General features: G+C 72.3%; 18 protein-coding genes. 12 read left to right on the top strand and 6 right to left on the bottom strand.

Annotation, left to right across the window (positions count from 1 at the left end; translation table 11 throughout):
* The first annotated feature begins 1 nt into the window (after position 1).
* From mtrB to AB0O36_RS11635, 5 genes are all read left to right on the top strand, one after another.
* The gene (mtrB, locus tag AB0O36_RS11655; protein ID WP_365107542.1) at positions 2-1,927 is read left to right on the top strand and encodes an MtrAB system histidine kinase MtrB; all 1,926 of its coding nucleotides are present in this window, start codon (positions 2-4) and stop codon (positions 1,925-1,927) included.
* On the top strand, positions 1,924-3,780 hold the full coding sequence (locus AB0O36_RS11650) for an LpqB family beta-propeller domain-containing protein (RefSeq protein WP_365107540.1): 1,857 nt from the start codon (positions 1,924-1,926) through the stop codon (positions 3,778-3,780). Before mtrB ends, AB0O36_RS11650 begins: the two co-directional genes overlap by 4 nt.
* Positions 3,781-4,012: 232 nt before the next feature.
* Complete coding sequence (locus AB0O36_RS11645; protein WP_365107537.1) at positions 4,013-4,765, top strand: ComF family protein; 753 nt, start codon at positions 4,013-4,015, stop codon at positions 4,763-4,765.
* Between the two features lie 273 nt (positions 4,766-5,038).
* Positions 5,039-5,794 (top strand): ribosome-associated translation inhibitor RaiA, encoded by a 756-nt coding sequence (gene raiA, locus AB0O36_RS11640; protein WP_365107534.1) that lies wholly within the window; start codon positions 5,039-5,041, stop codon positions 5,792-5,794.
* 183 nt (positions 5,795-5,977) lie between these two features.
* A complete protein-coding gene (locus AB0O36_RS11635) occupies positions 5,978-6,691 on the top strand; it encodes a response regulator transcription factor (protein WP_365107531.1) in 714 nt (237 codons plus the stop codon).
* Between the two features lie 51 nt (positions 6,692-6,742).
* Here AB0O36_RS11635 and AB0O36_RS11630 read toward each other — a convergent pair whose 3' ends face one another.
* Together AB0O36_RS11630 and AB0O36_RS11625 are read right to left on the bottom strand one after the other, a co-directional pair.
* Positions 6,743-7,906 carry a crosslink repair DNA glycosylase YcaQ family protein gene (locus tag AB0O36_RS11630; protein WP_365107528.1) on the bottom strand — a complete coding sequence of 388 codons (1,164 nt, stop codon included), beginning with the start codon at positions 7,904-7,906 and terminating at the stop codon, positions 6,743-6,745.
* Between the two features lie 9 nt (positions 7,907-7,915).
* A complete protein-coding gene (locus tag AB0O36_RS11625) occupies positions 7,916-8,509 on the bottom strand; it encodes a GNAT family N-acetyltransferase (RefSeq protein ID WP_365107525.1) in 594 nt (197 codons plus the stop codon).
* Positions 8,510-8,736: 227 nt separating this feature from the next.
* Between AB0O36_RS11625 and secA the strand changes: the two genes are divergently transcribed.
* A complete protein-coding gene (gene secA, locus AB0O36_RS11620; RefSeq protein ID WP_365107522.1) occupies positions 8,737-11,550 on the top strand; it encodes a preprotein translocase subunit SecA in 2,814 nt (937 codons plus the stop codon).
* A gap of 235 nt (positions 11,551-11,785) precedes the next feature.
* Here secA and AB0O36_RS11615 read toward each other — a convergent pair whose 3' ends face one another.
* Positions 11,786-12,298: an Rv3235 family protein gene (locus AB0O36_RS11615; RefSeq protein WP_365107519.1), complete on the bottom strand. Its 513-nt coding sequence runs from the start codon at positions 12,296-12,298 to the stop codon at positions 11,786-11,788.
* 489 nt (positions 12,299-12,787) lie between these two features.
* On the opposite strand from AB0O36_RS11615, the gene AB0O36_RS11610 reads away from it, so the two are divergent.
* From AB0O36_RS11610 to AB0O36_RS11590, 5 genes are all read left to right on the top strand, one after another.
* Positions 12,788-13,273 (top strand): DUF2975 domain-containing protein, encoded by a 486-nt coding sequence (locus AB0O36_RS11610; protein WP_365107516.1) that lies wholly within the window; start codon positions 12,788-12,790, stop codon positions 13,271-13,273.
* Positions 13,273-13,554, top strand: coding sequence for a helix-turn-helix transcriptional regulator (locus tag AB0O36_RS11605; protein ID WP_365107513.1), 282 nt, complete (start codon positions 13,273-13,275; stop codon positions 13,552-13,554). Before AB0O36_RS11610 ends, AB0O36_RS11605 begins: the two co-directional genes overlap by 1 nt.
* Positions 13,555-13,622: 68 nt before the next feature.
* Positions 13,623-14,123, top strand: a complete 501-nt coding sequence (locus AB0O36_RS11600; protein ID WP_365107510.1) for a hypothetical protein — start codon at positions 13,623-13,625, stop codon at positions 14,121-14,123.
* Positions 14,120-14,833 (top strand): HAD hydrolase-like protein, encoded by a 714-nt coding sequence (locus AB0O36_RS11595; protein WP_365107507.1) that lies wholly within the window; start codon positions 14,120-14,122, stop codon positions 14,831-14,833. Before AB0O36_RS11600 ends, AB0O36_RS11595 begins: the two co-directional genes overlap by 4 nt.
* 354 nt (positions 14,834-15,187) lie before the next feature.
* Complete coding sequence (locus AB0O36_RS11590; protein ID WP_365107504.1) at positions 15,188-20,203, top strand: NAD-glutamate dehydrogenase; 5,016 nt, start codon at positions 15,188-15,190, stop codon at positions 20,201-20,203.
* Positions 20,204-20,331: 128 nt separating this feature from the next.
* Here the strand turns inward: AB0O36_RS11590 and AB0O36_RS11585 are convergent, their stop codons facing one another.
* The gene (locus AB0O36_RS11585) at positions 20,332-21,105 is read right to left on the bottom strand and encodes an ABC transporter ATP-binding protein (protein ID WP_365107501.1); all 774 of its coding nucleotides are present in this window, start codon (positions 21,103-21,105) and stop codon (positions 20,332-20,334) included.
* Positions 21,098-22,000 (bottom strand): ABC transporter permease, encoded by a 903-nt coding sequence (locus AB0O36_RS11580; RefSeq protein ID WP_365107498.1) that lies wholly within the window; start codon positions 21,998-22,000, stop codon positions 21,098-21,100. Before AB0O36_RS11580 ends, AB0O36_RS11585 begins: the two co-directional genes overlap by 8 nt.
* A 160-nt stretch (positions 22,001-22,160) precedes the next feature.
* Here AB0O36_RS11580 and AB0O36_RS11575 point away from each other — a divergent pair, with 160 nt between their 5' ends.
* Entirely contained in the window at positions 22,161-22,820 is a 660-nt protein-coding gene (locus AB0O36_RS11575; RefSeq protein ID WP_365107495.1) for a TetR/AcrR family transcriptional regulator, read from the top strand.
* Positions 22,821-23,068: 248 nt separating this feature from the next.
* On the opposite strand, the gene AB0O36_RS11570 is transcribed toward AB0O36_RS11575, so the two are convergent.
* On the bottom strand, positions 23,069-25,357 hold the full coding sequence (locus AB0O36_RS11570) for a bifunctional glycosyltransferase family 2 protein/CDP-glycerol:glycerophosphate glycerophosphotransferase (RefSeq protein WP_365107492.1): 2,289 nt from the start codon (positions 25,355-25,357) through the stop codon (positions 23,069-23,071).
* Positions 25,358-25,398 lie beyond the last annotated feature (41 nt).

The following is a 25,398-nucleotide window of genomic DNA, read 5'->3' as shown; positions in this document are numbered from 1 at the left end:
CATGAACTCCGGCAGGTCCCCGTGGGCCGGCCGGCTGCTCCACGACGGGGCGCCCGGCCGTCCCGTGCTGCGGCTGCTGACGCGTCTGGCGCGCCGGCCGCTGCTGCCCGCCGTCCGCCTGTGGCGGCGGAACATCCAGCTGAGGGTGGTCGCCGCCACCCTGCTGATGTCGCTCGTCGTGGTCCTGCTGCTCGGCTTCGTGGTCATCGGGCAGGTCAGCAACGGTTTGCTGGACGCCAAGCAGGAGGCCGCGCAGAGCCAGGCCGCGGGCGGTTTCGCGGTCGCCCAGGAGAAGGCGAACACCCCGTCCGTGGCGGAGGGCCAGGATCCCGCCACCCTCGACAACAACGCCGGGCGGGACGCCAGCACCTGGATGAACGGGCTGGTCAAGCAGCTCGCCTCGGGCGGGCAGACCGCCTTCGAGGTGGTCGCGCTCGGGGCCGGCAGCGGTGACTCCTCGCGCGGTGTGCGCGGGGCCCGTGCCTCCGGTGACGTGGATCCGGCGACGAGCATCCCGGACGCGCTGCGCAAGGCCGTGGACAACCGGGCGGGCGCGTACCAGACCTTCTCGAAGATCCGGTACAGCACGCCGGGCTCCCACGCGGAGCCTGCGCTGGTGATCGGCAAGCAGCTGACCGACGTCAACGGCGACCCGTACCACCTGTACTACCTGTTCCCGCTGACCCAGGAGGAGGAGTCCCTCACCCTGGTCAAGGGGACCATCGCGACCGCCGGCCTGTTCGTGGTCGTGCTGCTGGGCGCGATCGCCTGGCTCGTCGTCCGGCAGGTGGTCACCCCGGTGCGGATGGCGGCCGGGATCGCCGAGCGGCTGTCGGCGGGCAAGCTGCAGGAACGGATGAAGGTCACCGGCGAGGACGACATCGCGCGGCTCGGCGAGGCCTTCAACAAGATGGCGCAGAGCCTCCACAACAAGATCCAGCAGCTGGAGGACCTGTCGCGGATGCAGCGGCGGTTCGTCTCCGACGTCTCGCACGAGCTGCGCACCCCGCTGACGACCGTCCGGATGGCCGCCGACGTCATCCACGAGGCCCGCGCCGACTTCGACCCGGTCACGGCACGCTCCGCGGAGCTGCTGGCGGGCCAGCTGGACCGGTTCGAGTCGCTGCTGGCCGACCTGCTGGAGATCAGCCGGTTCGACGCGGGTGCGGCGGCGCTGGAGGCCGAGCCGATAGACCTGCGGGACGTCGTACGCCGGGTCATCTACGGTGCCGAGCCGCTGGCCGAGGCCAAGGGCACCCGGATCCGGGTGCTCGGCGACTCCCAGCCCGTGGTCGCCGAGGCGGACGCCCGCCGGGTGGAGCGGGTGCTGCGGAACCTCGTCGTCAACGCCGTCGAGCACGGCGAGGGCCGGGACGTGGTGGTCCGGCTCGCCTCGGCGGGCGGTGCGGTCGCCGTCGCGGTCCGGGACTACGGCGTCGGTCTGAAGCCGGGCGAGGCCACTCGCGTGTTCAACCGGTTCTGGCGGGCCGACCCGGCCCGTGCCCGGACCACCGGCGGCACCGGCCTCGGCCTGTCCATCGCCGTCGAGGACGCCCGGCTGCACGGCGGCTGGCTGCAGGCGTGGGGCGAGCCGGGCGGCGGTTCGCAGTTCCGGCTGACGCTGCCGCGCACCGCCGACGAGCCGCTGCGCGGTTCCCCGATCCCGCTGGAGCCCGAGGACTCGCGCGCCAACCGGGCCAGGGCGGCGGCCGCGCGCGGTGCCCGGAAGCGGGAGCAGGACCAGCCGGCGCCCGGCGGGGGCGACCCGCGGTCGCCGATACCTCCGAGGCCCGCGGTGGCCACGGCGGTGCCGGTGCCGGCGGACCCGACGGCGCTGCCCGGGAACGGGGCACGGGTGGTGGCCCGGCCCGGAGGCCCGGGAGAGGGCCCGGAACGAGACGGCAACGAGGGGGGAGGCCGAGCGTGAACGCCAAGGCGGCCAGGGGCGCCGAACCGCGCGGGGGCCGGGTGCTGCGGGCGCGGGGCGTCCTCGCGCTGGGCGGTGTCGGCCTGCTGCTGGCGGGCTGCGCCTCCATGCCCGACCACGGCGAGGTCAAGCAGGTCTCCGCCTCGCAGGGCGCCGACTCGGAGGTCCGCGTGTACGGGGTGCCGCCGGCCCCCAAGGCCGGGCCGCGGGAGATCGTCGACGGCTTCCTGGAGGCCATGACCAGTGACGATCCGCAGCTGGCGACCGCCCGGCAGTACCTGAGCAAGGAGGCCGCGCAGACCTGGAAGCCGAACGCCAGCATCACCGTGCTCGCCTCCGGCCGTGACGTGTCCTCGGACAAGCAGGGGAAGGACCCCGACGCGCCGCCCGGCTTCAAGCTGTACGGCACCCGGGTGGCCACCGTGGACGAGCGGAGCACCTACCACCCGGAGGTCGGGCGGAAGCCGTACGAGCGGCACCTCCAGCTGGTCAAGGAGGACAACGAGTGGCGGATCGACTCGCCGCCCGACGGCCTGGTGCTCAGCGAGTCCGACTTCCAGCGGATCTTCATGCCGGTCAACAAGTACTACTTCGCCTCGGACACGCTCGTCGCGGACCCCGTGTACGTGCGGCAGCGCACCGATCCGGACTCCCGGATGGACCGGATGACGCAGACGGTGAAGTCGCTGCTGGACGGTCCGTCCAAGTGGCTCGGGCCGGTGGTCACCTCCACCTTCCCCTCCGGCACCACCCTGCTCGACGGGACCAAGACCCTCTCGTACGACGCCCAGGACACCCTGCGCGTGCCGCTGAACGACAAGGCGGACAACGTGGCGGGTCCGCAGTGCGAGCGGATGGCCACCCAGCTGATGTACACCGTGCGTGACCTGGCCTCCTCGCGGGTGGCCCGGGTGGAGTTGGTGCGCCCGGACAAGAAGTCCGTGATCTGCGGGGTGACCGAGGCCGTGGCCACGGGCATAGCGGGCCGGGTGGCGTCCCCGACGCACCAGTACTTCATCGACGGCGGGCGGCTGACGAAGATCACGCTGCCGAGCGATCCGGAGGGCACCCCCGGGGCCGCGACTCCGGTGGGCGGGCCGCTGGCCACGGCGCAGCAGCTCAAGCTGGCGTCGGCCGCCGTGGCGTACGAGGAGAAGCGGGCGGCCGTCGTGGGCCAGGAAGGGCACCACCTGTACGTGGTGTCCCTGACCCAGGCCGGGCCGCTGCCGGACCCGGTGATCGACAGCCGGGTCAAGGACGGGCTGTCGGCGCCCAGCTGGGACGGGCGGGGCGACGTGTGGGTCGCCGACCGTGACCCGCAGAACCCGGTGCTGTGGCGGATCCCCGCCGGGACCGGGACCCCGCAGAAGGTGGACGTGGTGGGGCTGGACGGGCGGATCGAGGCGCTGAAGGCGTCCTCGGACGGCGTGCGGATGGCGCTGCTGGTCTCCAGGGTCGGCAAGGACGGGGCGAAGAAGAACGAACTGCTGATCGGACGGGTCGAGCGGCCCGAGGGGTCGGGGACGGCCGGCCCGGTGTCGGTGCGCGAGCTGCGCCCGGCGGCGCCGCAGATGGCGGACGTGACGGCGATGAGCTGGGCGCCGCGGGGCCGGCTGCTGGTGGTGGGCCGGGAGAGCGGCGGGGTCTCGCAGGCCCGGTACATGCAGGCCGACGGTTCGATGGCGGCGGGCAGCCTGCCCGGGGCGACCGGGGTGACCGCGGTGGCCGCGTCGGAGGACGAGAAGAAGCCGGTGGTGGCGTACTCGGAGGACGACGGCATCGTGTGGCTGCCGCCGGGGTCGCAGTGGCGCACCGTGGCGGCGGGCGGACGGGCACCGGTGTATCCGGGCTGATCCCGGGGCCGGGGCACGGCTGATCCCGGGTCCCGGGTCCCCGGTCCGGGGTCGCTGCTGGTTGCGGGTTCGGGGTTCCGGCTGGTTCGGGTCGGTCCGGGGTCCGGACCACCGGCTGGTCCGGGGTCCGGTGTCCTGGCCGGTCCGGGGCCGGTTCGCGGTCGTTCCGTGCTGCGCGCGGGGTTTTCCACAGGGGTCGCGGGGGCGTGGGCCGGCCCTGCATCGTGGAGGCGTGCGGGGATGGTGGCAGGAGCTCGCCGGGCTGGTGCTGCCGGTGGAGTGTGCCGGGTGCGGGGAGGCGCGGACGATGGTGTGCGGGGCGTGCGGGCAGGTGTTCGGCGGGGCGCGGGCGGGGGCGGTGCGGCCCCGGCCGCAGCCGGCGGGGCTGCCGGAGGTGCGGGCGGCGGTGCCGTACGAAGGGGTCGTACGGGCGGTCCTGCTGGCCCACAAGGAGCGCGGGGCGCTGCCGCTGGCAGGAGTGCTGGGGCGGGCGCTGGCCGGCGCCGTACGGGCGGGTGCGGGCGGGGCGCGGGCGCCGGACGGCGGTGTGGTGCTGGTGCCGGTGCCGTCGGCCCGGCGGCAGGTACGGGCGCGCGGCCATGATCCGGCCCGCCGGATCGCCCTGGCGGCTTCGGCGGAGCTGCGGCGCGGCGGCATGCCCGCGCGGGTGGCGCCGGTGCTGAGGCAGCGGCGGGCGGTGGCGGACCAGGCGGGGCTGGGCGCGCGGCAGCGCCGGGCGAATCTGGCCGGGGCGCTGGAGGTGCGGCCGGGCGGTGCGGGGGCCGCGCCGGCCGGCGGGGGCGGCCTGGTCCTGGTGGACGATCTGATCACCACGGGGGCGACGCTCGCGGAGGCGGCGCGGGCGGTCCGGGCGGCCGGGCTGGCGGTGGCGGGCGCGGCGGTCGTCGCAGCTCCGGCGGACGCCTTCGCGGACGGAGGCCGGGAAGGTTCGAAAAATCGTTTGGAGCAAATAAATCGTGAATAGATTTGGAACCGGTGGGGAACGCGCATCGTTGCAGGTAGTAAGAGGGAAGGGTCAGCTGAACGGAGGTTTGTCCCGGTAGCGGGTGCCGACAACCGTCCATCAGAGCTATGTTCGGTTGTAAGGAACTGGCGATCCTTGGGCGCCGACGCAGTCGGGACACGTGTGCAGCTGGTGGCTCCCGACTCCCGAAGTCGGTGGGGTGGTGATCTTGCCGATGGGGGAGGAGGAGGTGAAAGTCGCCAAGTCCGAGACTCCGGTGCCCACCGGAGTCTGGTGCAAGAGGGAGACGCTTCGCCCGGCGAAGGGCGAAGTCATCCGGGAACGGAGTTCTGCGTGGACATCGTCGTCAAGGGCCGCAAGACCGAAGTGCCCGAGCGGTTCCGCAAGCACGTGGCCGAGAAGCTCAACCTGGACAAGATCCAGAAGTATGACGCCAAGGTGATCAGCCTTGACGTCGAGGTGTCCAAGGAGCTCAACCCGCGTCAGGCCGACCGTTCCGACCGCGTGGAGATCACCGTCCGATCGCGCGGTCCCGTGATCCGTGCGGAGGCCGCAGCAGGCGACGCGTACGCGGCGCTGGACCTGGCACACGAGAAGCTCGAAGCCCGGCTGCGCCGGCAGCACGACAAGCGCCACAGCCGCCGTGGCAACGGGCGGCTCACCGCGGCCGAGGTACCCGACGCGGTACCGGACGCCGCAACCCTGAACGGAAACGGAGAAGTTGTCTCCGAGGAGCAGTGGGACGCGATCCCGACGACCCGGATCGGATCGCTCGAAGTGCAGGGCGAAGGCCCCCTGATCGTCCGCGAGAAGACGCACGCGGCGGCACCCATGACACTCGACCAGGCTCTCTACGAGATGGAGCTGGTCGGCCACGACTTCTACCTGTTCGTCGATTCCGACACCAAGCAGCCCAGCGTCGTCTACCGGCGCCACGGATATGACTACGGCGTGATCCACCTCAGCCCCGACGCCGCCACTTCCGGCGTGGTCGAGGCCGGCGGCGCGGGCGGCGCGCTCGGCAGCTGACGGCTGCCGGCGGCACACACGACACCCGGTGCCCCCGCGGATCGCTCAGGCGGTCCCGCGGGGGCACCCGTATGAGCCAAACCGGTCCGAAGTGCTTCCGACGGTTACCGTCCCGGCATGGAATCATGGCGGACAGTCAACTGGACTTCGGGCCACGGTCCATGGCCTGCAGGGGGAGGAACGATGGCGGACAGCTTCGGACCGGTGCGCGGTGACGACGACGATGCGGGCTGCCGTGAGCCGATCCGGGTCCTGGTGGTGGACGACCACGCGCTGTTCCGGCGCGGACTGGAGATCGTCCTCGCGCAGGAGGAGGACATCCAGGTCGTCGGCGAGGCCGGGGACGGCGCGGAGGCGGTGGACAAGGCGGCGGACCTGCTGCCGGACATCGTGCTGATGGACGTGCGGATGCCGCGCCGGGGCGGGATCGAGGCGTGCACCTCGATCAAGGAGGTGGCCCCCTCCGCGAAGATCATCATGCTGACGATCAGCGACGAGGAGGCGGACCTCTACGAGGCGATCAAGGCCGGGGCCACGGGCTACCTGCTGAAGGAGATCTCCACCGACGAGGTGGCCACCGCGATCCGCGCCGTCGCCGACGGGCAGTCGCAGATCAGCCCGTCGATGGCGTCGAAACTGCTGACCGAGTTCAAGTCGATGATCCAGCGGACCGACGAGCGCCGGCTGCTGCCCGCGCCGCGGCTGACGGACCGCGAGCTGGAGGTCCTCAAGCTGGTCGCCACCGGCATGAACAACCGTGACATCGCCAAGGAGTTGTTCATCTCCGAGAACACGGTGAAGAACCACGTGCGGAACATCCTGGAGAAGCTGCAGCTGCACTCCAGGATGGAGGCGGTGGTGTACGCGATGCGGGAGAAGATCCTCGAAATCCGCTGAGGTGCCGTCGGCCCGCGCCGGGCCGGCCCCGGCCCGGCGCCGCCCGGAGGGTCAGAGGCGGGCCAGCTCGGCGGTGACCGCCGCCGCTTCGGCCGGCGACTGCGCCCGGTCCACCCGGACCGCGTCGCAGCCGACCCACTCCGCAGCCTCCCGCAGCGCGGCCGCCATCGCCGGAGCGGCCTTCGGTGAGGTCAGGGACAGCTGCCGGGCCACCAGGGTGCCGCCCTCACGGGCCGGGTCCGCCCGGCCCTGGAGCTGCCCGGCGGCCAGCAGGGGCATCGCGAAGTAGCCGTGCACCCGCTGTTCACGGGGCACGTACGCCTCCAGCCTGTGGCTGAAGCCGAAGATCCGCTCGGTCCGCGGGCGGTCCCAGACCAGGGAGTCGAACGGCGACAGCAGCGTCGTCCGGTGCCGGCCGCGCGGGGCCGCGCCCAGCGCCTCCGGGTCGGCCCAGGCGGGCTTCCCCCAGCCCTCGACCTCCACCGGCACCAGGCCGGAGTCCGCGATCACCGCGTCGAACTGCCCGCCCTTGATCCGGTGGTAGTCCGCGATGTCCGCCCGGGTGCCGATCCCCAGGGACTTCCCCGCCAGCCCGACCAGGCGGCGCAGGCACTCGCGGTCGTCCAGATCGTCGTGCAGCAGCCCGTCCGGGACCGCCCGCTCGGCCAGGTCGTAGACCCGCTTCCAGCCGCGCCGCTCGGCGCACACCACGTCCCCGGTGTCGAGCAGCCACTCCACCGCGATCTTCGTCTCGGACCAGTCCCACCAGGGGCCGCCGTTCTTCGCGCCGCCCAGCTCGGTGGAGGTGAGCGGCCCCTCGGCCCGCAGCCGGTCCAGGACCAGCCGGCAGGAGCCCTCCCGGTCCTTCATCCTGTGCCAGCGGTGGCCCTGGGCCCGCCGGGCCCGCCGCCTGAAGGCGAAATGCGGCCATTCCTCGATCGGCAGGATGCACGCCGCGTGCGACCAGTACTCAAAGGCGTGCTGCTCGGTCCAGTACGCCTGCTCGACGGCGGAACGGCCCACCGCGCCCAGGCGCGCGTACGGGATCAGCTCGTGCGAGCGCGCCAGCACCGAGATCGTGTCCAGCTGCACCGCCCCCAGGTGCCGCAGCACCCCCCGGACCCCGCCGCGCCGGTCCGGGCTCCCGATGAACCCCTGGGCGCGCAGGGCGATACGGCGGGCTTCATCGGCGGAGAGCGAGACCACGGTCGTCATGGCCGCACCCTAGACCTCGGCACCGACAACGGCGGGCGAGGGCAGGTACGGCAGCCGGGAGGGCAGGCCCAGGTCGGACGGCAGCAGAGCCCCCACCCAGCAGTCCCGCAGGGTGTCGCGGTGCTCCATGCCCGCCCGCTGCAGCCCCTCGATCACGAACCCGGCCCGCTCCGCGACCGCGCGGGAGCCGTGGTTCCCGGCCCCGGCGCGCCAGATCAGCCGTACGCAGCCGGCCTCGGTGAAGGCCCAGCGGGCCACGGCGCGCACCGCCTCGGTCATGTAGCCGCGGCCGCGGTGCCCCGCGACCGTCCAGTAACCGATCTCGTGCGCGTGCGTGCCGCGCGGGACCACGCCCAGGGTGGCGACCAGCGGCCCCGTTCCGTCGGGCCCCAGTCGCGCCGCGAAGTTGAATTCGGTGCCGTCGCGCCAGCCCTCGGGCACCCGCGCCACGTACGCCTCCGCCTCGGCGCGTCCGTAGGGGAGGGGGACCGGGATCCACCGCTGGATCTCGGGGTCCTGGCAGGCGGCGAACACCTCGTCGACGTCCTCGGGGGTGTGGGGGCGCAGGGTCAGCCGCTCGGTGGCCAGGATGGTCGGTTCCATGCGCGCATTCTGCGGCCGGCGGCCGGTCCGGGCGAACAGATTTCGGGAAGGGCGGCACCTTCCGTGTCCCCCGTACGTTCTCATTCCGGGCGCGGTGCCGCCCCGCGGCCGCGGCAGACCTCCCGGCGCGGTGGCGTCCTCGCTTACGATGACCGTTGCGGTGGGGTCCACCTGCCGTGCCCGTCACGAACCAGTGCCAGGCCCGACCGGCAAGGAGACAAACCTCGGTGTCCGTCTTCAACAAGCTCATGCGTGCAGGCGAAGGCAAGATCCTGCGCAAACTGCACCGCATTGCGGACCAGGTCAACTCCATCGAAGAGGACTTCGTCAACCTCTCCGACGCCGAGTTGCGGGCGCTCACGGACGAGTACAAGCAGCGCTACCAGGACGGCGAGAGCCTGGACGACCTACTGCCCGAGGCGTTCGCCACGGTGCGCGAGGCCGCGAAGCGAGTCCTCGGCCAGCGCCACTACGACGTACAGCTCATGGGCGGTGCGGCCCTGCACCTCGGCTACGTCGCCGAAATGAAGACCGGTGAGGGCAAGACCCTGGTCGGCACCCTGCCCGCGTACCTGAACGCGCTGTCCGGCAAGGGCGTCCACCTGATCACCGTCAACGACTACCTCGCCGAGCGCGACTCCGAGCTGATGGGCCGGGTCCACAAGTTCCTGGGCCTGTCCGTCGGCTGCATCCTGGCGAACATGACCCCGGCGCAGCGCCGCGAGCAGTACGGCTGCGACATCACCTACGGCACGAACAACGAGTTCGGCTTCGACTACCTGCGCGACAACATGGCGTGGTCGAAGGACGAGCTGGTGCAGCGCGGCCACAACTTCGCCGTGGTCGACGAGGTCGACTCGATCCTCGTCGACGAGGCCCGTACGCCGCTGATCATCTCCGGCCCGGCCGACCAGGCCACCAAGTGGTACGGCGACTTCGCCAAGCTGGTCACCCGCCTCACCAAGGGTGAGCCCGGCAACCCGCTCAAGGGCATCGAGGAGACCGGCGACTACGAGGTCGACGAGAAGAAGCGCACGGTCGGCATCCACGAGTCCGGTGTCGCCAAGGTCGAGGACTGGCTCGGCATCGACAACCTCTACGAGTCGGTGAACACCCCGCTCGTCGGTTACCTGAACAACGCCATCAAGGCGAAGGAACTGTTCAAGAAGGACAAGGACTACGTCGTCATGGACGGCGAAGTCATGATCGTCGACGAGCACACCGGCCGTATCCTCGCCGGCCGCCGCTACAACGAGGGCATGCACCAGGCGATCGAGGCGAAGGAAGGGGTGGACATCAAGGACGAGAACCAGACCCTCGCCACGATCACCCTGCAGAACTTCTTCCGCCTGTACTCCAAGCTGTCCGGCATGACCGGTACGGCCATGACCGAGGCCGCCGAGTTCCACCAGATCTACAAGCTGGGCGTCGTGCCGATCCCGACGAACCGGCCCATGCAGCGGATGGACCAGCCGGACCTCATCTACCGGACCGAGGTCGCCAAGTTCTCCGCCGTCGTCGACGACATCGCCGAGAAGCACGAGAAGGGCCAGCCGATCCTGGTCGGCACCACCTCGGTCGAGAAGTCCGAGTACCTCTCGCAGCAGCTCAGCAAGCGCGGCATCCCGCACGAGGTGCTCAACGCCAAGCAGCACGAGCGCGAGGCCACGATCGTCGCCCAGGCCGGCCGCCGCGGCGCGGTCACGGTCGCCACGAACATGGCCGGCCGCGGTACGGACATCAAGCTCGGCGGCAACCCGGACGACCTCGCCGAGGCGGAGCTGCGCCAGCTCGGCCTCGACCCCGAGGAGCACATCGAGGAGTGGGCGCACGCGCTGCCCCAGGCGCTGTCCAAGGCGGAGTCGGCCGTGAAGGCCGAGTTCGAGGAGGTCAAGGCGCTCGGCGGGCTGTACGTGCTGGGCACCGAGCGGCACGAGTCGCGCCGTATCGACAACCAGCTGCGCGGTCGTTCCGGCCGTCAGGGCGACCCGGGCGAGTCCCGCTTCTACCTGTCGCTGGGCGACGACCTGATGCGCCTGTTCAAGGCCCAGATGGTCGAGCGGGTCATGGCGATGGCGAACGTGCCGGACGACGTGCCGATCGAGAACAAGATGGTCACCCGGGCCATCGCGTCGGCGCAGTCGCAGGTCGAGACGCAGAACTTTGAGACGCGCAAGAACGTCCTGAAGTACGACGAGGTGCTGAACAAGCAGCGCGAGGTCATCTACGGCGAGCGGCGCCGCGTGCTGGAGGGCGAGGACCTGCACGAGCACGTGCGCCACTTCATGGACGACACGATCGACGCGTACATCGCGGCCGAGACGGTCGAGGGCTTCGCGGAGGACTGGGACCTGGACCGGTTGTGGGGCGCGTTCAAGCAGCTCTACCCGGTGAAGGTGACGGTCGACGAGCTGGAGGACGCCGCGGGCGACCGGGCCGGGATCACCGCCGAGTTCATCGCGGAGTCGGTCAAGGACGACATCTTCGAGCAGTACGAGGCGCGCGAGAAGCAGCTGGGCTCCGACATCATGCGGGAGCTGGAGCGGCGGGTCGTGCTGTCGGTGCTGGACCGCAAGTGGCGTGAGCACCTCTACGAGATGGACTACCTGCAGGAGGGCATCGGCCTGCGGGCGATGGCGCAGAAGGACCCGCTGGTCGAGTACCAGCGCGAGGGCTTCGACATGTTCAACGCCATGATGGAGGGCATCAAGGAGGAGTCCGTCGGCTACCTGTTCAACCTGGAGGTCCAGGTGGAGCAGCAGGTCGAGGAGGTTCCGGTGCAGAACTCCGTGCAGGACTCCGCGCAGGGCTCCGTGCCGGACGTGGCGCCGCCGGCGCCGCGGGCCGAGATCCGCGCCAAGGGGCTGGACGCGCCGCAGCGGCCGGACCGGCTGCACTTCTCCGCTCCCACGGTGGACGGCGAGGGCGGTGTCGTGGAAGGCGACTTCGACGCGGACGGGCAGCCCGCGGGTGACGGGCTGACGCGGGCGGAGCGGCGGAAGGCCGCGAAGGCGGCCGGGGGCCGTCGCCGCAAGAAGTGACCGCAGGGGCGGTGTTCCGCCCCTGCGCATCTCCTCCGGCCGGGGCCGGGCTCCTTTTCGGGGCCCGGCCCCGGCCGCGTTGCGCTGCCGTGCGGGGCCGTGGTGGGCCCAGCGGGCGTCTTCCCCCACCCCACCCCAGCCCACCCCTTTCCCCTAACGCCTCGACGCCGACGCGGCTCCTGGAGGCCGCCAGGCGCCTGCGGCGCCGTCGGCGTGTCCTCGGGGGTGGGTCAGGTCAGTAGGGGCGGGGCGCGATTTCGACCGCGGCGCAGCGCCAGCGGAGGTCCTGGCCGCGTTCCAGGCGGAAGGCCATGGCGGTGACGCGGTCCCCGACCGCCACGCGGGCGAACGCCTCGATGACGCCTGCCCGGGGGAGGAACCGGCCGCAGTGGCGCAGGACCGGGCGGAACCCGTGGCGCGGCAGGCCCTCCTGCGTGAGCGTGATGAGCTGCTCGTACGCCGGGCCGACGGTGTGGCCGAGCAGGAAGTGCACCGGGCGCTGACCGCTCAGCACGGCCAGCAGCGCCTCCGCGAACCAGTAGTGCGGGGCGGTGACCCGGCGGGGGTCGGGCGAGGAGAGGACCGGGCGGCGCTGGTCGCGGCGGGACGCCGGGCGGGTCCGGGCGGGGGTGCGCCGGCGGGCGCCGTCGCCCGGGTGCCCCGGCGGGCGCCGGGTGCCCGCGGGGCCGCCGGTCCCCGCACCGTCGGCGGTCCTGGTGCGGGCGGCCGACGCCGGTGCCGTGCCCATGCCCGTGCCCATACCCGTGCTCGCGCTCGTGCTCGTGCTTGCGCTCGTGTCCGCGTTCGTGGGCATCGAGGGTCCCCCCGGAGGTCCGGCCCGGCGAGTACCGGGCGGTAACTTGGTGGGGGATTCCTACGGTCTGCCGGGCGCGGCCCGCAACGCAGCCCCGAGCCCCTGCGGAGGCCCGGCCGGATTCACCTATCCGGGGTACCCGGCCCTTGCCCCGCAAGGGCATCGGGCGGCGGGCGGACGCCTCCGGTGGACGTCGCCCCGCCCTCCGGATGCCCTTCGATGGGGGACGGTACGACCCCCCGGACGGACCACTCCGCCACTGGAGGGGCAGGCCCTTCGGGCTCCGCCGGGAACCCGATGGGCCGAACCGATCCGGCCGCTCACGCACCCCGCCCGGCCCCGCGTCCGCTCGGTGGCGTCACCCCTTGCTTTGGCTATCGAATCTCGATAGATTTTTATCGGAAGTCGATGGAAGGGTGGGTCATGGGAAAGCTGGCGGTGGGCGCGTTGCGCGCCGTGCTCGTGGTGGTGTTCGCCGGCACGGTGGGCGTGCAGGTGCTGATGGTGTGGGCGCTGTTCACCGATCCCGAGGACGGGTCGATGCCGCTGACCCCGATGCGCGTGATCACGTTCCTCGGCATGGCGGCGGTCCAGGTCGCCCTGGTCTGCGTAGGGCGGCTGGTGGCGATGGTGCGGCGCGGAACCGTGTTCTCCCACGCGGCCTTCCGGTACGTGGACGGAGTGATCGGCGCGATCGTGGCGATCGCCCTCCTGTGGTTCGCCGTCACCGCCGTCAACGCGCCGGGGCAGCGGGAGGACCCGGGCGTCACCGTCATCATGGCCGGGATCGGCCTGGCCATCCTGGGGGTCGCCCTCATCGTGCTCGTACTGCGGATGCTGCTCGCCCAGGCCGTCGCGCGCGACGGCGAGGCCACGCGGATGCAGGCCGAACTGGACGGGGTCATCTGATGCCGATCGCCGTCGACATCGACGTGATGCTGGCCAGGCGGAAGATGTCCGTGGGCGAACTCGCGGACCGCGTCGGGATCACCCCCGCCAACCTGGCGGTGCTCAAGAACGGCCGCGCCAAGGCCGTGCGCTTCGCGACCCTCGCCGCGCTCTGCGAGGCACTCGCATGCCAGCCGGGGGACCTGCTGCGCTGGGAGGCCGAGGACGGGGAGGACGGCGAGGACGGGGAGGACGGCGAGGACGGCGCGGGCGGGGAGAACAGGGACGCCCGGGGCGAGTGAACCGGAGACCGCCGCGGGGGTGGGCGGTCGTATCCTGAGGGCGTCTCGACTACGGAAAGCAGCCGGCCATGCGCGTGTACGTCCCCCTCACCCTCTCCGGGCTCGCCGAGGTGCACCAGGCGGGCGAGCTCGGGCCCGCACCCGTGCGCGCGTACGCCGTCACCCCCGCCCTGCGCGAGTGGTACGTGTCGGACGACATCGAGGAGCTCGAGTACGCCGCCCTCGGGCGGGCCGCGGCCGCCTCGCTGCGGATGCTCGCCGAGGACGCCGCCGCGCCCCGCCGCCGGGTCGTCGTCGCCGTCGACGTGGCCGACAAGGCCGCCACCGCGGCCCCCGGGCTCGACGAGGCCACCCTCGGCCAGGTCACCCTGGCCGGCACCGTCCGGCTCGCCGTGGCCGCCGCCGTGCACGTGGACGCCGCCGACGCCGAGAAGGACGTGGCCGCCGCAGCCGAGGCGCTCCCCGCCGCCGATGCCGGGGACGGCGACGCGCAGTTCACCGTGGACGGAGCCGAGGACCACGAGCTGCTCTGGTACGGCGTCCAGGAGATCCCCGGGCTGGTCCGATGAGCGCCCTGGACCCCGACCCGATAGCCGCCGCCCCGGCGGCCCCCGGCCCGCGCGGCCCGCACCTCGTGTGGGACTGGAACGGCACGCTGCTCCACGACATCGACGCGGTCATCACCGCGACCAACGCCTCCTTCACGGAGCTCGGCCTGGAGCCGATCACCCTGGAGCGCTACCGCGACCTGTACGTCGTACCCGTGCCCCGGTTCTACGAGCGGATCATGGGCCGGCTGCCCACCGAAGAGGAATGGCTCGTCATGGACGAGACCTTCCACCGGCACTACTGGACCGCCGCCGCGGACTCCGGGCTGGCCGAAGGCGCCCGCGAGCTGCTGGGCGACTGGCAGCGGGCCGGGCTGAGCCAGTCCCTGCTCTCCCTCGCCCCGCACGACCGGCTGGTGCCGCTCGTCCGCACGCACGGCATCGACGGCCACTTCCTGCGCGTCGACGGCCGGGTCGGCCCCTCCCACACCAGCAAGGCCGGACACCTGGTCCGGCACCTTCGGGCGCTGGCCGCCGACGGCGTCACCGCCGCCCGGACCGTGCTCATCGGCGACGCCCTGGACGATGCGGCGGCCGCCGCGCACGTCGGCGCCCGGGCGGTCCTCTACACCGGCGGTTCGCACAGCCGGACCAGTCTGGAATCAGCCGGTGTTCCGGTCGTCGACACGCTCGAGGAAGCCGTGCGCACCGCCCGCGACCTGGCCGAATAGGCACTGCACGCCCGAACGCCCCCGCGCGCTGTCCAGAGTGTCAAAGTTCCCCACCGGGTTTTGTACACATACAGCTCATGACGCGCCGGGGGTGTGGCGAGATAGCCTTGTACCCGTGATCAGCGCGATAGCCATCGGGGGCACCGACGCCCCCGGCCTGCGCCCGGCGACGCACCTGCGCGCCCGGGCCTTCGCTGTTTCACGCGCGCGGAACGACCGGACCCCCTGGCCGATCTTGGCCGAATCCGTTCCGGTGACATCCCACCTCGACATAGCGTCGTCGTCGACTGCGATTTCCGCGTTTCCTTCCTTCACCTACGTCACGCAACGGCGCGCGACAGGAGCCATGAGGACATGCAGACCAAGCTGGACGAAGCAAAGGCCGAGCTGCTCGCACGGGCGGCCCGGGTAGCTGAGAACAGCCCGGCCGGGGGGCTACTTCCGACTGGGTCCGAGCAGGCCGGCCGGCCAGACCGCGACACGGTGCTCGACTACCTCCAGCGCTACTACCTGCACACCGCACCCGAGGACATGACGGACCGCGACCCCGTCGACGTCTTCGGTGCCGCTCTCTCCCACTTCCGTCTCGCCGAGAACCGGCCGCAGGGCACCGCGAACGTGCGCGTCCAGACGCCGACCGTCGAGGAGAACGGCTGGACCTCCAGCCACTCGGTGGTCGAGGTCGTCACCGACGACATGCCCTTCCTCGTGGACTCCGTGACGAACGAGCTGTCCCGCCAGGGCCGTGGCATCCACCTCGTCATCCACCCGCAGGTCGTCGTCCGCCGTGACGTCACCGGCAAGCTGATCGAGATCCTCTCCCCGAACGGCGAGGCCCAGGGCGGCAAGGCGGGCGGCGGCAAGGCCGAGCGCCCGCACGACGCCCTCGTCGAGTCCTGGATCCACGTGGAGATGGACCGCGAGACCGACCGCGCCGACCTCAAGCAGATCACCGCCAACCTGCTCCGCGTCCTGTCCGACGTCCGCGAGGCCGTCGAGGACTGGGAGAAGATGCGCGACGCCGCGCTGCGCATCGCCGACGGCCTGCCCGACGAGCCCGTCGCCCCCGACCTGCACGAGTACGAGCTCGAAGAGGCCCGGGAGCTGCTGCGCTGGCTCTCCGACGACCACTTCACCTTCCTCGGCTACCGCGAGTACAACCTCGTCGACGGCGACGCGCTGTCCGCCGTGCCCGGCACCGGCCTCGGCATCCTGCGCTCGGACCCGCACCACGGCAAGGAGGACGGCCACCCGGTCTCGCCGTCCTTCAACCGGCTGCCCGCCGACGCCCGCGCCAAGGCCCGCGAGCACAAGCTGCTGGTGCTGACCAAGGCCAACAGCCGCTCCACCGTGCACCGCCCGAGCTACCTCGACTACGTCGGCGTCAAGAAGTTCGACGCCGACGGCAACGTGGTCGGCGAGCGCCGCTTCCTCGGCCTGTTCTCCTCCGCCGCGTACACCGAGTCGGTGCGCCGCGTCCCGGTGATCCGCCGCAAGGTCGACGAGGTCCTGGAGCGGGCCGGCTTCGAGGCGAACAGCCACGACGGCCGCGACCTGACGCAGATCCTGGAGACCTACCCGCGCGACGAGCTGTTCCAGACCCCGGTCGACCAGCTCCAGTCCATCGTCACCTCGGTGCTCTACCTGCAGGAGCGCCGCCGGCTGCGGCTGTACCTGCGCCAGGACGAGTACGGCCGCTACTACTCGGCGCTCGTCTACCTGCCGCGCGACCGCTTCACCACCGGCGTCCGGCTGCGCCTGATGGACATCCTCAAGGAGGAGCTCGGCGGCACCAGCGTCGACTTCACCGCCTGGAACACCGAGTCGATCCTGTCCCGGATCCACTTCGTCATCCGCGTCCCCCAGGGCACCGTGCTGCCCGTCCTGACCGACGGCGACATCGAGCACGTCGAGGCCCGTCTGGTCGAGGCCGCCCGCTCCTGGGCCGACGGCTTCCAGGAGGCGCTGATCGCCGAGTGCGGTGAGGAGCGCGCCGCCGAGCTGCTGCGCCGCTACGGCACCGCCTTCTCCGAGGGCTACAAGTCGGACCACTCGCCGCGCGCGGCCGTCGCCGACCTGCTGCACATCGAGAAGCTGGTCGCCAGCGACCGCGACTTCGCGCTGTCCCTGTACGAGCCGGTCGGCGCCCGCCCCGGCGAGCGCCGCTTCAAGATCTACCGCACCGGCGAGCCGGTGTCCCTGTCCGCCGTCCTGCCGGTGCTGCAGCGGCTGGGCGTCGAGGTCACCGACGAGCGCCCGTACGAGCTGCGCTGCGCCGACCGCGCCAACGCGTGGATCTACGACTTCGGCCTGCGGCTGCCCGCGCCCGCCGGCAACGGCGAGGCGTCCTTCCTGGGCGACGACGCCCGCGAGCGCTTCCAGGACGCCTTCGCCGCGGTCTGGCAGGGCGACGCCGAGAACGACAACTTCAACACGCTGGTGCTGCGCGCCGGGCTGACCTGGCGGCAGGCCGTCGTGCTGCGCGCGTACGCCAAGTACATGCGCCAGGCCGGCTCCACGTTCTCCCAGGACTACATGGAGGACACCCTCCGCAACAACGTCCACACCACCCGGCTGCTGGTCTCGCTCTTCGAGGCCCGGATGTCGCCCGGCCGCCAGTCCGCCGGCACCGAGCTCGTCGACGCCATGCTGGAGGAGCTCGACGGGGCCCTGGACCAGGTCGCCTCGCTCGACGAGGACCGCATCCTGCGCTCCTTCCTGACGATGATCAAGGCGACGCTGCGGACGAACTTCTTCCAGAGCGCCAGCGATGGAAGCGACAGCAGGGGCCAGAAGAACGCCGCCGGCGAGGCCCACTCCTACGTGTCGATGAAGTTCGACCCGCAGGCCATCCCGGACCTGCCGGCCCCGCGCCCGGCCTTCGAGATCTGGGTGTACTCCCCGCGCGTCGAGGGCGTCCACCTGCGCTTCGGCAAGGTCGCCCGAGGCGGCCTGCGCTGGTCCGACCGCCGCGAGGACTTCCGTACGGAGATCCTCGGCCTGGTCAAGGCGCAGATGGTGAAGAACACCGTCATCGTCCCGGTCGGCGCCAAGGGCGGCTTCGTCGCGAAGAACCTGCCGGACCCGTCGGTGGACCGCGACGCCTGGTTCGCCGAGGGCATCGCCTCGTACAAGATCTTCATCTCGGCGCTGCTCGACATCACCGACAACCTGGTCGGCGGCGAGGTCGTGCCGCCGAAGGACGTGGTCCGCCACGACGAGGACGACACCTACCTGGTCGTCGCCGCCGACAAGGGCACCGCCACCTTCTCCGACATCGCCAACGGCGTCGCCCAGGAGTACGGCTTCTGGCTCGGCGACGCCTTCGCCTCCGGCGGCTCGGCTGGCTACGACCACAAGGGCATGGGCATCACCGCCCGCGGCGCCTGGGAGTCCGTCAAGCGGCACTTCCGGGAGCTGGGCCACGACACCCAGTCCGAGGACTTCACGGTCGTCGGCGTCGGCGACATGTCCGGTGACGTGTTCGGCAACGGCATGCTGCTCTCCGAGCACATCCGCCTGGTCGCCGCCTTCGACCACCGGCACATCTTCATCGACCCGCACCCGGACGCGGCCGTCTCCTACGCCGAGCGCCGCCGCCTCTTCGAGCTGCCGCGCTCCTCGTGGGCCGAGTACGACACCGCGCTGCTGTCCGCGGGCGGCGGCATCCACCCGCGCACCGCGAAGTCCATCCCGGTCAACGCGCAGATGCGGGAGGCCCTGGGCATCGAGGACGGCGTCACCAAGATGACCCCGGCCGAGCTGATGCAGGCTGTCCTGGCGGCCCCGGTCGACCTGCTGTGGAACGGCGGCATCGGCACCTACGTCAAGGCCTCCTCCGAGTCGCACACCGACGTCGGCGACAAGGCCAACGACGCGATCCGCGTCAACGGCCAGGACCTGCGGGTCAAGGTCGTCGGCGAGGGCGGCAACCTCGGCCTGACCCAGCTGGGCCGGATCGAGTACGCCCGCACCGGCGCCGGCGGCGAGGGCGGCAGGATCAACACCGACGCCATCGACAACAGCGCCGGCGTGGACACCTCCGACCACGAGGTGAACATCAAGATCCTGCTGAACGCGCTGGTCACCGACGGGGACATGACCCTCAAGCAGCGCAACAAGCTGCTCGCCGAGATGACCGACGAGGTCGGCCGCCTGGTGCTGCGCAACAACTACGCGCAGAACACCGCCCTGGCCAACGGCAGCGCCCAGGCGCCCAGCCTGCTCCACGCCCAGCAGCGCTTCATGCGCCGCCTGGGCCGCGACGGGCAGCTGGACCGGGCCCTGGAGTTCCTGCCCAACGACCGGCAGGTCCGCGAGCTGCTCAACCGCAACGAGGGACTGACCCAGCCCGAGCTGGCGGTGCTCTTCGCCTACACCAAGATCACGGTGGCGGACGAGCTGGTCCACACCACGCTGCCGGACGACCCGTACCTGCGCACCCTGCTGCACGCGTACTTCCCGACGGCGCTGCGGGAGAAGTTCCCCGAGCAGATCGACGCGCACGCGCTGCACCGGGAGATCGTCACCACGCTGCTGGTCAACGACACCGTCAACACCGGCGGCTCGACGTTCCTGCACCGTCTGCGCGAGGAGACCGGGGCCTCCCTGGAGGAGATCGTCCGGGCGCAGCTCTCGGCCCGCGAGATCTTCGGCCTGGCCGAGGTGTGGGACGCGGTCGAGGCGCTGGACAACAGGGTCGCGGCCGACGTGCAGACCCGGATCCGGCTGCACTCGCGCCGCCTGGTCGAGCGCGGCACCCGCTGGCTGCTCAACAACCGGCCGCAGCCGCTGCAGATCGGCGAGACCATCGCCTTCTTCGGCGAGCGGGTCACGCAGGTCTGGTCGGAGCTGCCGAAGCTGGTGCGCGGCGCGGACCTGGAGTGGTACCAGCTGGTGCTGGACGAGCTGACCGAGGCGGGCGTGCCGGAGGAGCTGGGCGCGAAGGTCGCCGGGTTCTCCTCGGCCTTCCCGACCCTGGACATCGTCGCGATCGCGGACCGTACGGGCATCGACCCGCTGGGCGTCGCGGAGGTCTACTACGACCTGGCCGACCGCCTGGACATCACCCAGCTGATGGACCGGATCATCGAGCTGCCGCGGGCCGACCGCTGGCAGTCGATGGCCCGTGCCTCCATCCGCGAGGACCTGTTCGCGGCACACGCGGGGCTGACCGCGGACGTGCTGGCGGTGGGCGAGGGCGATGCCACTCCCGAGGAGCGCTTCAAGGCCTGGGAGGAGAAGAACGCGGCGATCCTGGGCCGCGCGCGGACCACGCTCGACGAGATCCAGGGCTCGGACGACTTCGACCTGGCGAACCTGTCGGTGGCCATGCGCACGATGCGCAGCCTGCTGCGGGCGCACGGCTAGTCGCCGCACGGAGTGAACCCCGGCCCCCGGACCTTCATGGTCCGGGGGCCGGGGCCGTTTCCGCCCGGCCGCTTCCGCGTGGCCGTTTCCGCCGGGGCGGGGGCGGGAGCGGAGGTCGGGAGGGTGCCTCACCCGGCCCTGGTGAACGCCTCGTACGCGGCGCAGACCTCCTCCGCCGGGCCGTCCATGCGGAGGACGCCGCGTTCCAGCCAGATCGCGCGGTCGCAGGTCTCGCGGATGGTGCCGATGCCGTGGCTGACCAGGAAGACGGTGCCGGCCTCCTTGCGGAGCTCCTCGATCCGGGCCTGGCTGCGGCGCTGGAAGCGGGCGTCGCCGGTGGCCAGGGCCTCGTCGATCATCAGCACGTCGTGGTTCTTCGCGGCGGCGATGGAGAACCGCAGCCGGGCCGCCATGCCGGAGGAGTACGTGCGCATGGGGAGGGAGGCGAAGTCGCCCTTCTCGTTGACGCCGGAGAATTCGACGATCTCCGCGTAGCGGTCGCGGACCTGCTGCCGGGTCATGCCCATGGCCAGACCGCCGAGGATCACGTTCCGCTCGCCGGTCAGGTCGTTCATCAGGGCCGCGTTGACGCCGAGGAGCGAGGGCTGCCCCTGTGACCAGACCCGGCCGGACGCCACCGGCTGCAGTCCGGCGATCGCGCGGAGCAGGGTGGACTTCCCGGAGCCGTTGGAGCCGATCAGTCCGATGGCCTCACCCCTGTACGCGGTGAAGGTGACGCCGCGTACGGCGTGCACCCGGCGGGTCTGCGGGCGGGGGTCCTTCCGGCGGAGGATGCGGCCGAGCGCGGCGGTGGCGGTGCCGCGGCCGCCGCCGCTGCCGTGGACCTCGTAGACGACGTGGACGTCCTCGGCGATGACGGTGGGGTGGGTCAGGTCAGCCACGGCCGTACTCCTCTTCTGCCTTCCAGAACCAGACGAACCCGCCGACGCCGGCGAGCAGCGCCCAGCCGGCGGCGACGGCCCAGACGTGCGGGGGCAGGTTGTGGGCCCGGAAGCCGTCGATCAGGGCGAACCGCAGCAGGTCGATGTAGACCGCGGCGGGGTTGGTCTTCAGGGCGAGCAGCACCCAGTGGGGGAACCGGTCCTTGCCGAGCATGGTGTCGATGGACCACATCACGCCCGAGGCGTACATCCAGGTGCGCAGGACGAACGGCATCAGCTGGCTGACGTCGGGGGTCTTGGCGCCGATCCGGGCCATGGCCAGTGCGCAGCCGGCGCAGAACACGGCCATCAGGAGCAGGGCGGGAACGGCCAGCAGCCAGGCCGCGGTGGGGGTCTGCCCGAAGGCGAGGAGCAGGATCAGCAGGGCGCCCATGGTGACCAGCAGCTGCTGGAACAGCTGGACCACGACGGCGATGGGCAGGCTCGCGCGGGGGAAGTGCAGGGCGCGGACCAGTCCGAGGTTGCCGTGGATGGCGCGGGTGCCGGCGTTGACCGAGCTGCCGATGAAGTCCCAGACGAAGACGCCGGTGAGGAGGAAGGGGAGGTAGTCGGGGACGCCGTGGCTCGCCTTCATGACCACGCCGAAGACGAAGAAGTAGACGAACGCGTTGAGCAGCGGGGTCACCAGGTGCCAGAGCTGGCCGAGTCTGGCGCCGCTGTACTGCGCCGCCATGCGGGCCGTCGCGAAGGCGGTGACGAAGTGGCGGCGGCCCCACAGGTCCCGGACGTACCGGGAGAGGGAGGGGCGGGCGCCGCTGACGGTGAGGCCGTGGGCGGCGGCGAGTTCCGCGGGAGTGCGCGGGGCCGCCTGCCGGTCCAGGGGTGTGGTGATCACGCGGGGTCGCTTTCGCCTTGGGTCGCCTCCGGGCGGTTGACCGCCGGGAGGACGGAACGGGTCCGTATCGTCGCTACGGCGAGAGTAGGGCGGGGTTCGTCGGAACGCAACCGTATCGTCGTGACGGTAGGGTGGCGGCGTTCCCGGCTATGCTCTGTGCATGACCAGCGACCCCTCCGCTCCCGCTTCCGCTGCTCCTGCTGCTCCCTCCGCTCCCGCTGCTCCCGCCGCCACGCCCCGGCGGGCACCGGCGGGCGCGGCCGTGCTGCGCGAGGACGTCACCGAGGCGATCCGCGCGGCCGTCCTGGAGGAGCTCGCGGCGGTCGGGTTCTCACGGATGTCGATCGAGGGGATCGCGCGGCGCGCGGGCGTGGGCAAGACGGCGGTCTACCGCCGCTGGAAGTCCAAGCTGCACCTGGTGCTGGACCTGATCGGCGCCTTCGCGGCGGAGGGCGTGCCGGTGCCGGCGACCGGGTCGCTGTACGGGGACGTACGGGCGCTGCTGGAGGTCACCTCGCACGTGCTGCGGCATCCGGTGGCCTCGGCGGTGATCCCCGACCTGCTGGTGGAGGCGGCGCGGAACCCGGAGATCGCCGATGCGGTGCGGGGAGCGCTGCTGGACGGCCAGCGGCGGCTCGCCGGGGGGATCGTGGCCGAGGCGGTCGCGCGCGGCGAGCTGGCGCCGGACACCGATCCGGAGCGGGCGCTCGACCTGGCGATCGGGCCGCTGTACTGGCGGCAGGTGGTCGTCGGCGACGCCGTGGACCGCGCCTGCCTGGACGCGCTGGCGCGCGCGGCGGTGGCGGGCCTTCGCGCGTAGGCATGGCCGGCCGGGCAGGCGGGTCTGGCGCGGCTCCGCCGACGCCGCCCCTTCGGGCGGAGCGCCGGCTTCGCCGGGCCCGGCACCGCCCGGGAGCGGAGCTCCGCCCCGAGCAGGGTCCGACCCCGTAGTGCGGGGTCGGGGTCCAGGCACACGCTGCGCGACCGGTGTGCGCCGGTGTGCCGTGTGCCCACCCGTGCCGCCCCTGCGGCACGCCTGCCCACACGGCGCGGCGTCCGGGCGCCAAGCTAGGGCCAGAAGGGTGTGGCCAGGTCTGTCAGCGGTTCCGTGAGGGTGGGGGAGGTTGCTCCGGGAGGCGCCGTCGGGGAGGCGGTGGGGGCCGGGCGGAGGGACTCCGGCGGGAGGAAGGGCGGGACCGGGTCCGGCTGGTCCAGGAAGACCCGGCGCACCACGCGTTCCGCCGCCCGTCCGTCGTCCAGCGCGCAGAACCGGGCCCGGAAGGCCGCCCGGAGCTGGGCGGAACGCGATCCGCGCCAGTGGCCCGTCGAGAAGATGTCCACCAGCTCGTCCTCGGTCCGGGCGATCGCCCCCGGCGGGAACCCCCGCAGGTCGAAGTACGTGCCGCGGGCCGCCTCGTACGCCTCCCAGTCGTCCGCGTGGATCACGATCGGCCGGTCCAGCGCCGCGTAGTCGAACATCAGCGAGGAATAGTCGGTGACCAGGGCGTCCGAGGCCAGGCACAGCTCCTCGACCGAGGGGTGCGCGGAGACGTCGATCAGGCGGGGAAGCTGACAGCGGTCCGGAGTCAACGGCCCCGGGCGGTAGGTGAGGTGCGCCCGCGTCAGCAGCACGAAACGGGGGCCGAGGTCCCGCAGGACCCTTTCGAAGTCCAGGTGGTCCGGTCGGCTCCGCCGGTAGTCCCGGTGCGTGGGCGCGTACAGGATCGCGGTCGTGCCGGCCGGGATGCCCAGCCGCCGGCGCAGCTCCGCCACCTCGACGGCCGTGGCGCGCTGGAACACGTCGTTCCGCGGGTATCCGTACTCCAGCGTCGTGTAGCGGGCCGGCACCGCCTTCTCCCAGACCAGCGTGGAGTGCCGGTTCGCCGACAGCAGGTAGTCCCACTGGTCGGCCCCCCGCAACAGCCCCGCCAGGTCCGCGGTCGGGGTGGCCGCGGGCCGGTCCAGCAGGTCCAGCCCGACCCGCTTCAGCGGGGTGCCGTGCTGCGTCTGCAGCAGCACCTGGCCGCGCCGCTTCACCAGCGCCCGGTCGAAGTTCACGTTGCTGACCAGGTAGCGGGCGCGGGCCAGCGCCGCCCAGTAGGCGAAGGACCCCGGCCGCAGTGCCGCCGTGGCCGGCGGGAGCGTCGCCGCGTGCTCCGGCGCGCAGATCCAGGCCGTGCGCATCCCCGGCGCCAGCTCCCGCAGCTTCGCCTCGATCGCCGCCGGGTTGCAGGCGTAGCCGCCGTGCCAGTACGCGCTGAACACCGCCAGGTCCGGGCGGAGCGGCAGCGCCCGCAGCGTGCGGTAGTACAGCCGGCCGAGTGCCTCCCGCAGCCCTTGCCGGGCCGCCGCGGCCCACCGTACGGCGGTCCGGCCGCCGCGCCGCAGCCTGGTCAGCGCCACGTAGGTGCGCCGCAGGCCCAGCAGCATCAGTGAGTGCCGCAGCCGGGCCGTCCGGGACGCGGGCAGCGCCCCGCCGCCCTCCGTCCGGTGACGGCGCAGCTGCTCGGCGGCCCGCCGGAAGAACTCCGCGCGCACCTCGCGCGGCAGCCGCACCGGACTGCCGAACAGGGCGCAGAAGTGCTCGGCCATGCGCCGGTGCAGGGCCGGCTCCCAGGAGCCGAGCTCGGGCCGGGCCGCCAGGAAGGCGAAGAGGCGGTCGTACTGGTCGAAGATCTCCAGGTGGCGGGGGCCGGCCGTGCCCAGGATGCTGCCGGTCCGGCGCTGCCGGTAGTGCACGCACACCCGGTCCAGGACGGCGATCGAGTCGGCGGTCAGCAGCGCCGGATAGGTCCAGGGCGTGTCCTCGTACAGGCCGGGCGGGAAGGCCAGGCCCTCGCGTTCCACGAACTCGCGGCGGTACGCCTTGTTCCAGACCACCATCAGCAGGCCCAGCAGCGAGGGCCGGTCGGTGAGCCGGAACGAGGCAGGGCCGTCCTCCGCGAGCAGCCGGGAGAGCCGGTTGCGCGCCACCTCGCCGGTCCAGAACGCGCGCGCGTAGTCATAGAGCAGGACGTCCGGTGTGTCGGTGGCCTTGATCCGGTCGGCGATGGCCCGCAGCGCGCCGGGAGTGAAGGTGTCATCGCCGTCCAGGAAGAGGACGTAGTCGCCGGTGGCCCGGGCCAGACCGGCGTTGCGGGCCGGGCCCAGGCCCAGGTTCCGGGCGAGGTGGACGGCCTTCACCCGGGGATCGCGCGCCGCGTTCTCGTCGATGATCGAACCGCAGGCGTCCGGGGAGGCGTCGTCCACGACGATCAGTTCCAGGTCCTCGTACGACTGGGACAGGACCGAGTCCAGACTCTCCTGCAGGTACGCCTGGACCTTGTACGCGGGCACGATGACGCTGAACCGGGGCACGGGACATCCAGGGGTCGGCGCGGGCATATGGCCCGGGAACC

Source organism: Streptomyces sp. NPDC089799 (assembly GCF_040684755.1).
GTDB lineage: Bacteria > Actinomycetota > Actinomycetes > Streptomycetales > Streptomycetaceae > Streptomyces.
The sequence above is the reverse complement of the archived record's forward strand: the minus strand, read 5'-3'. Positions and strand labels throughout refer to the sequence as shown.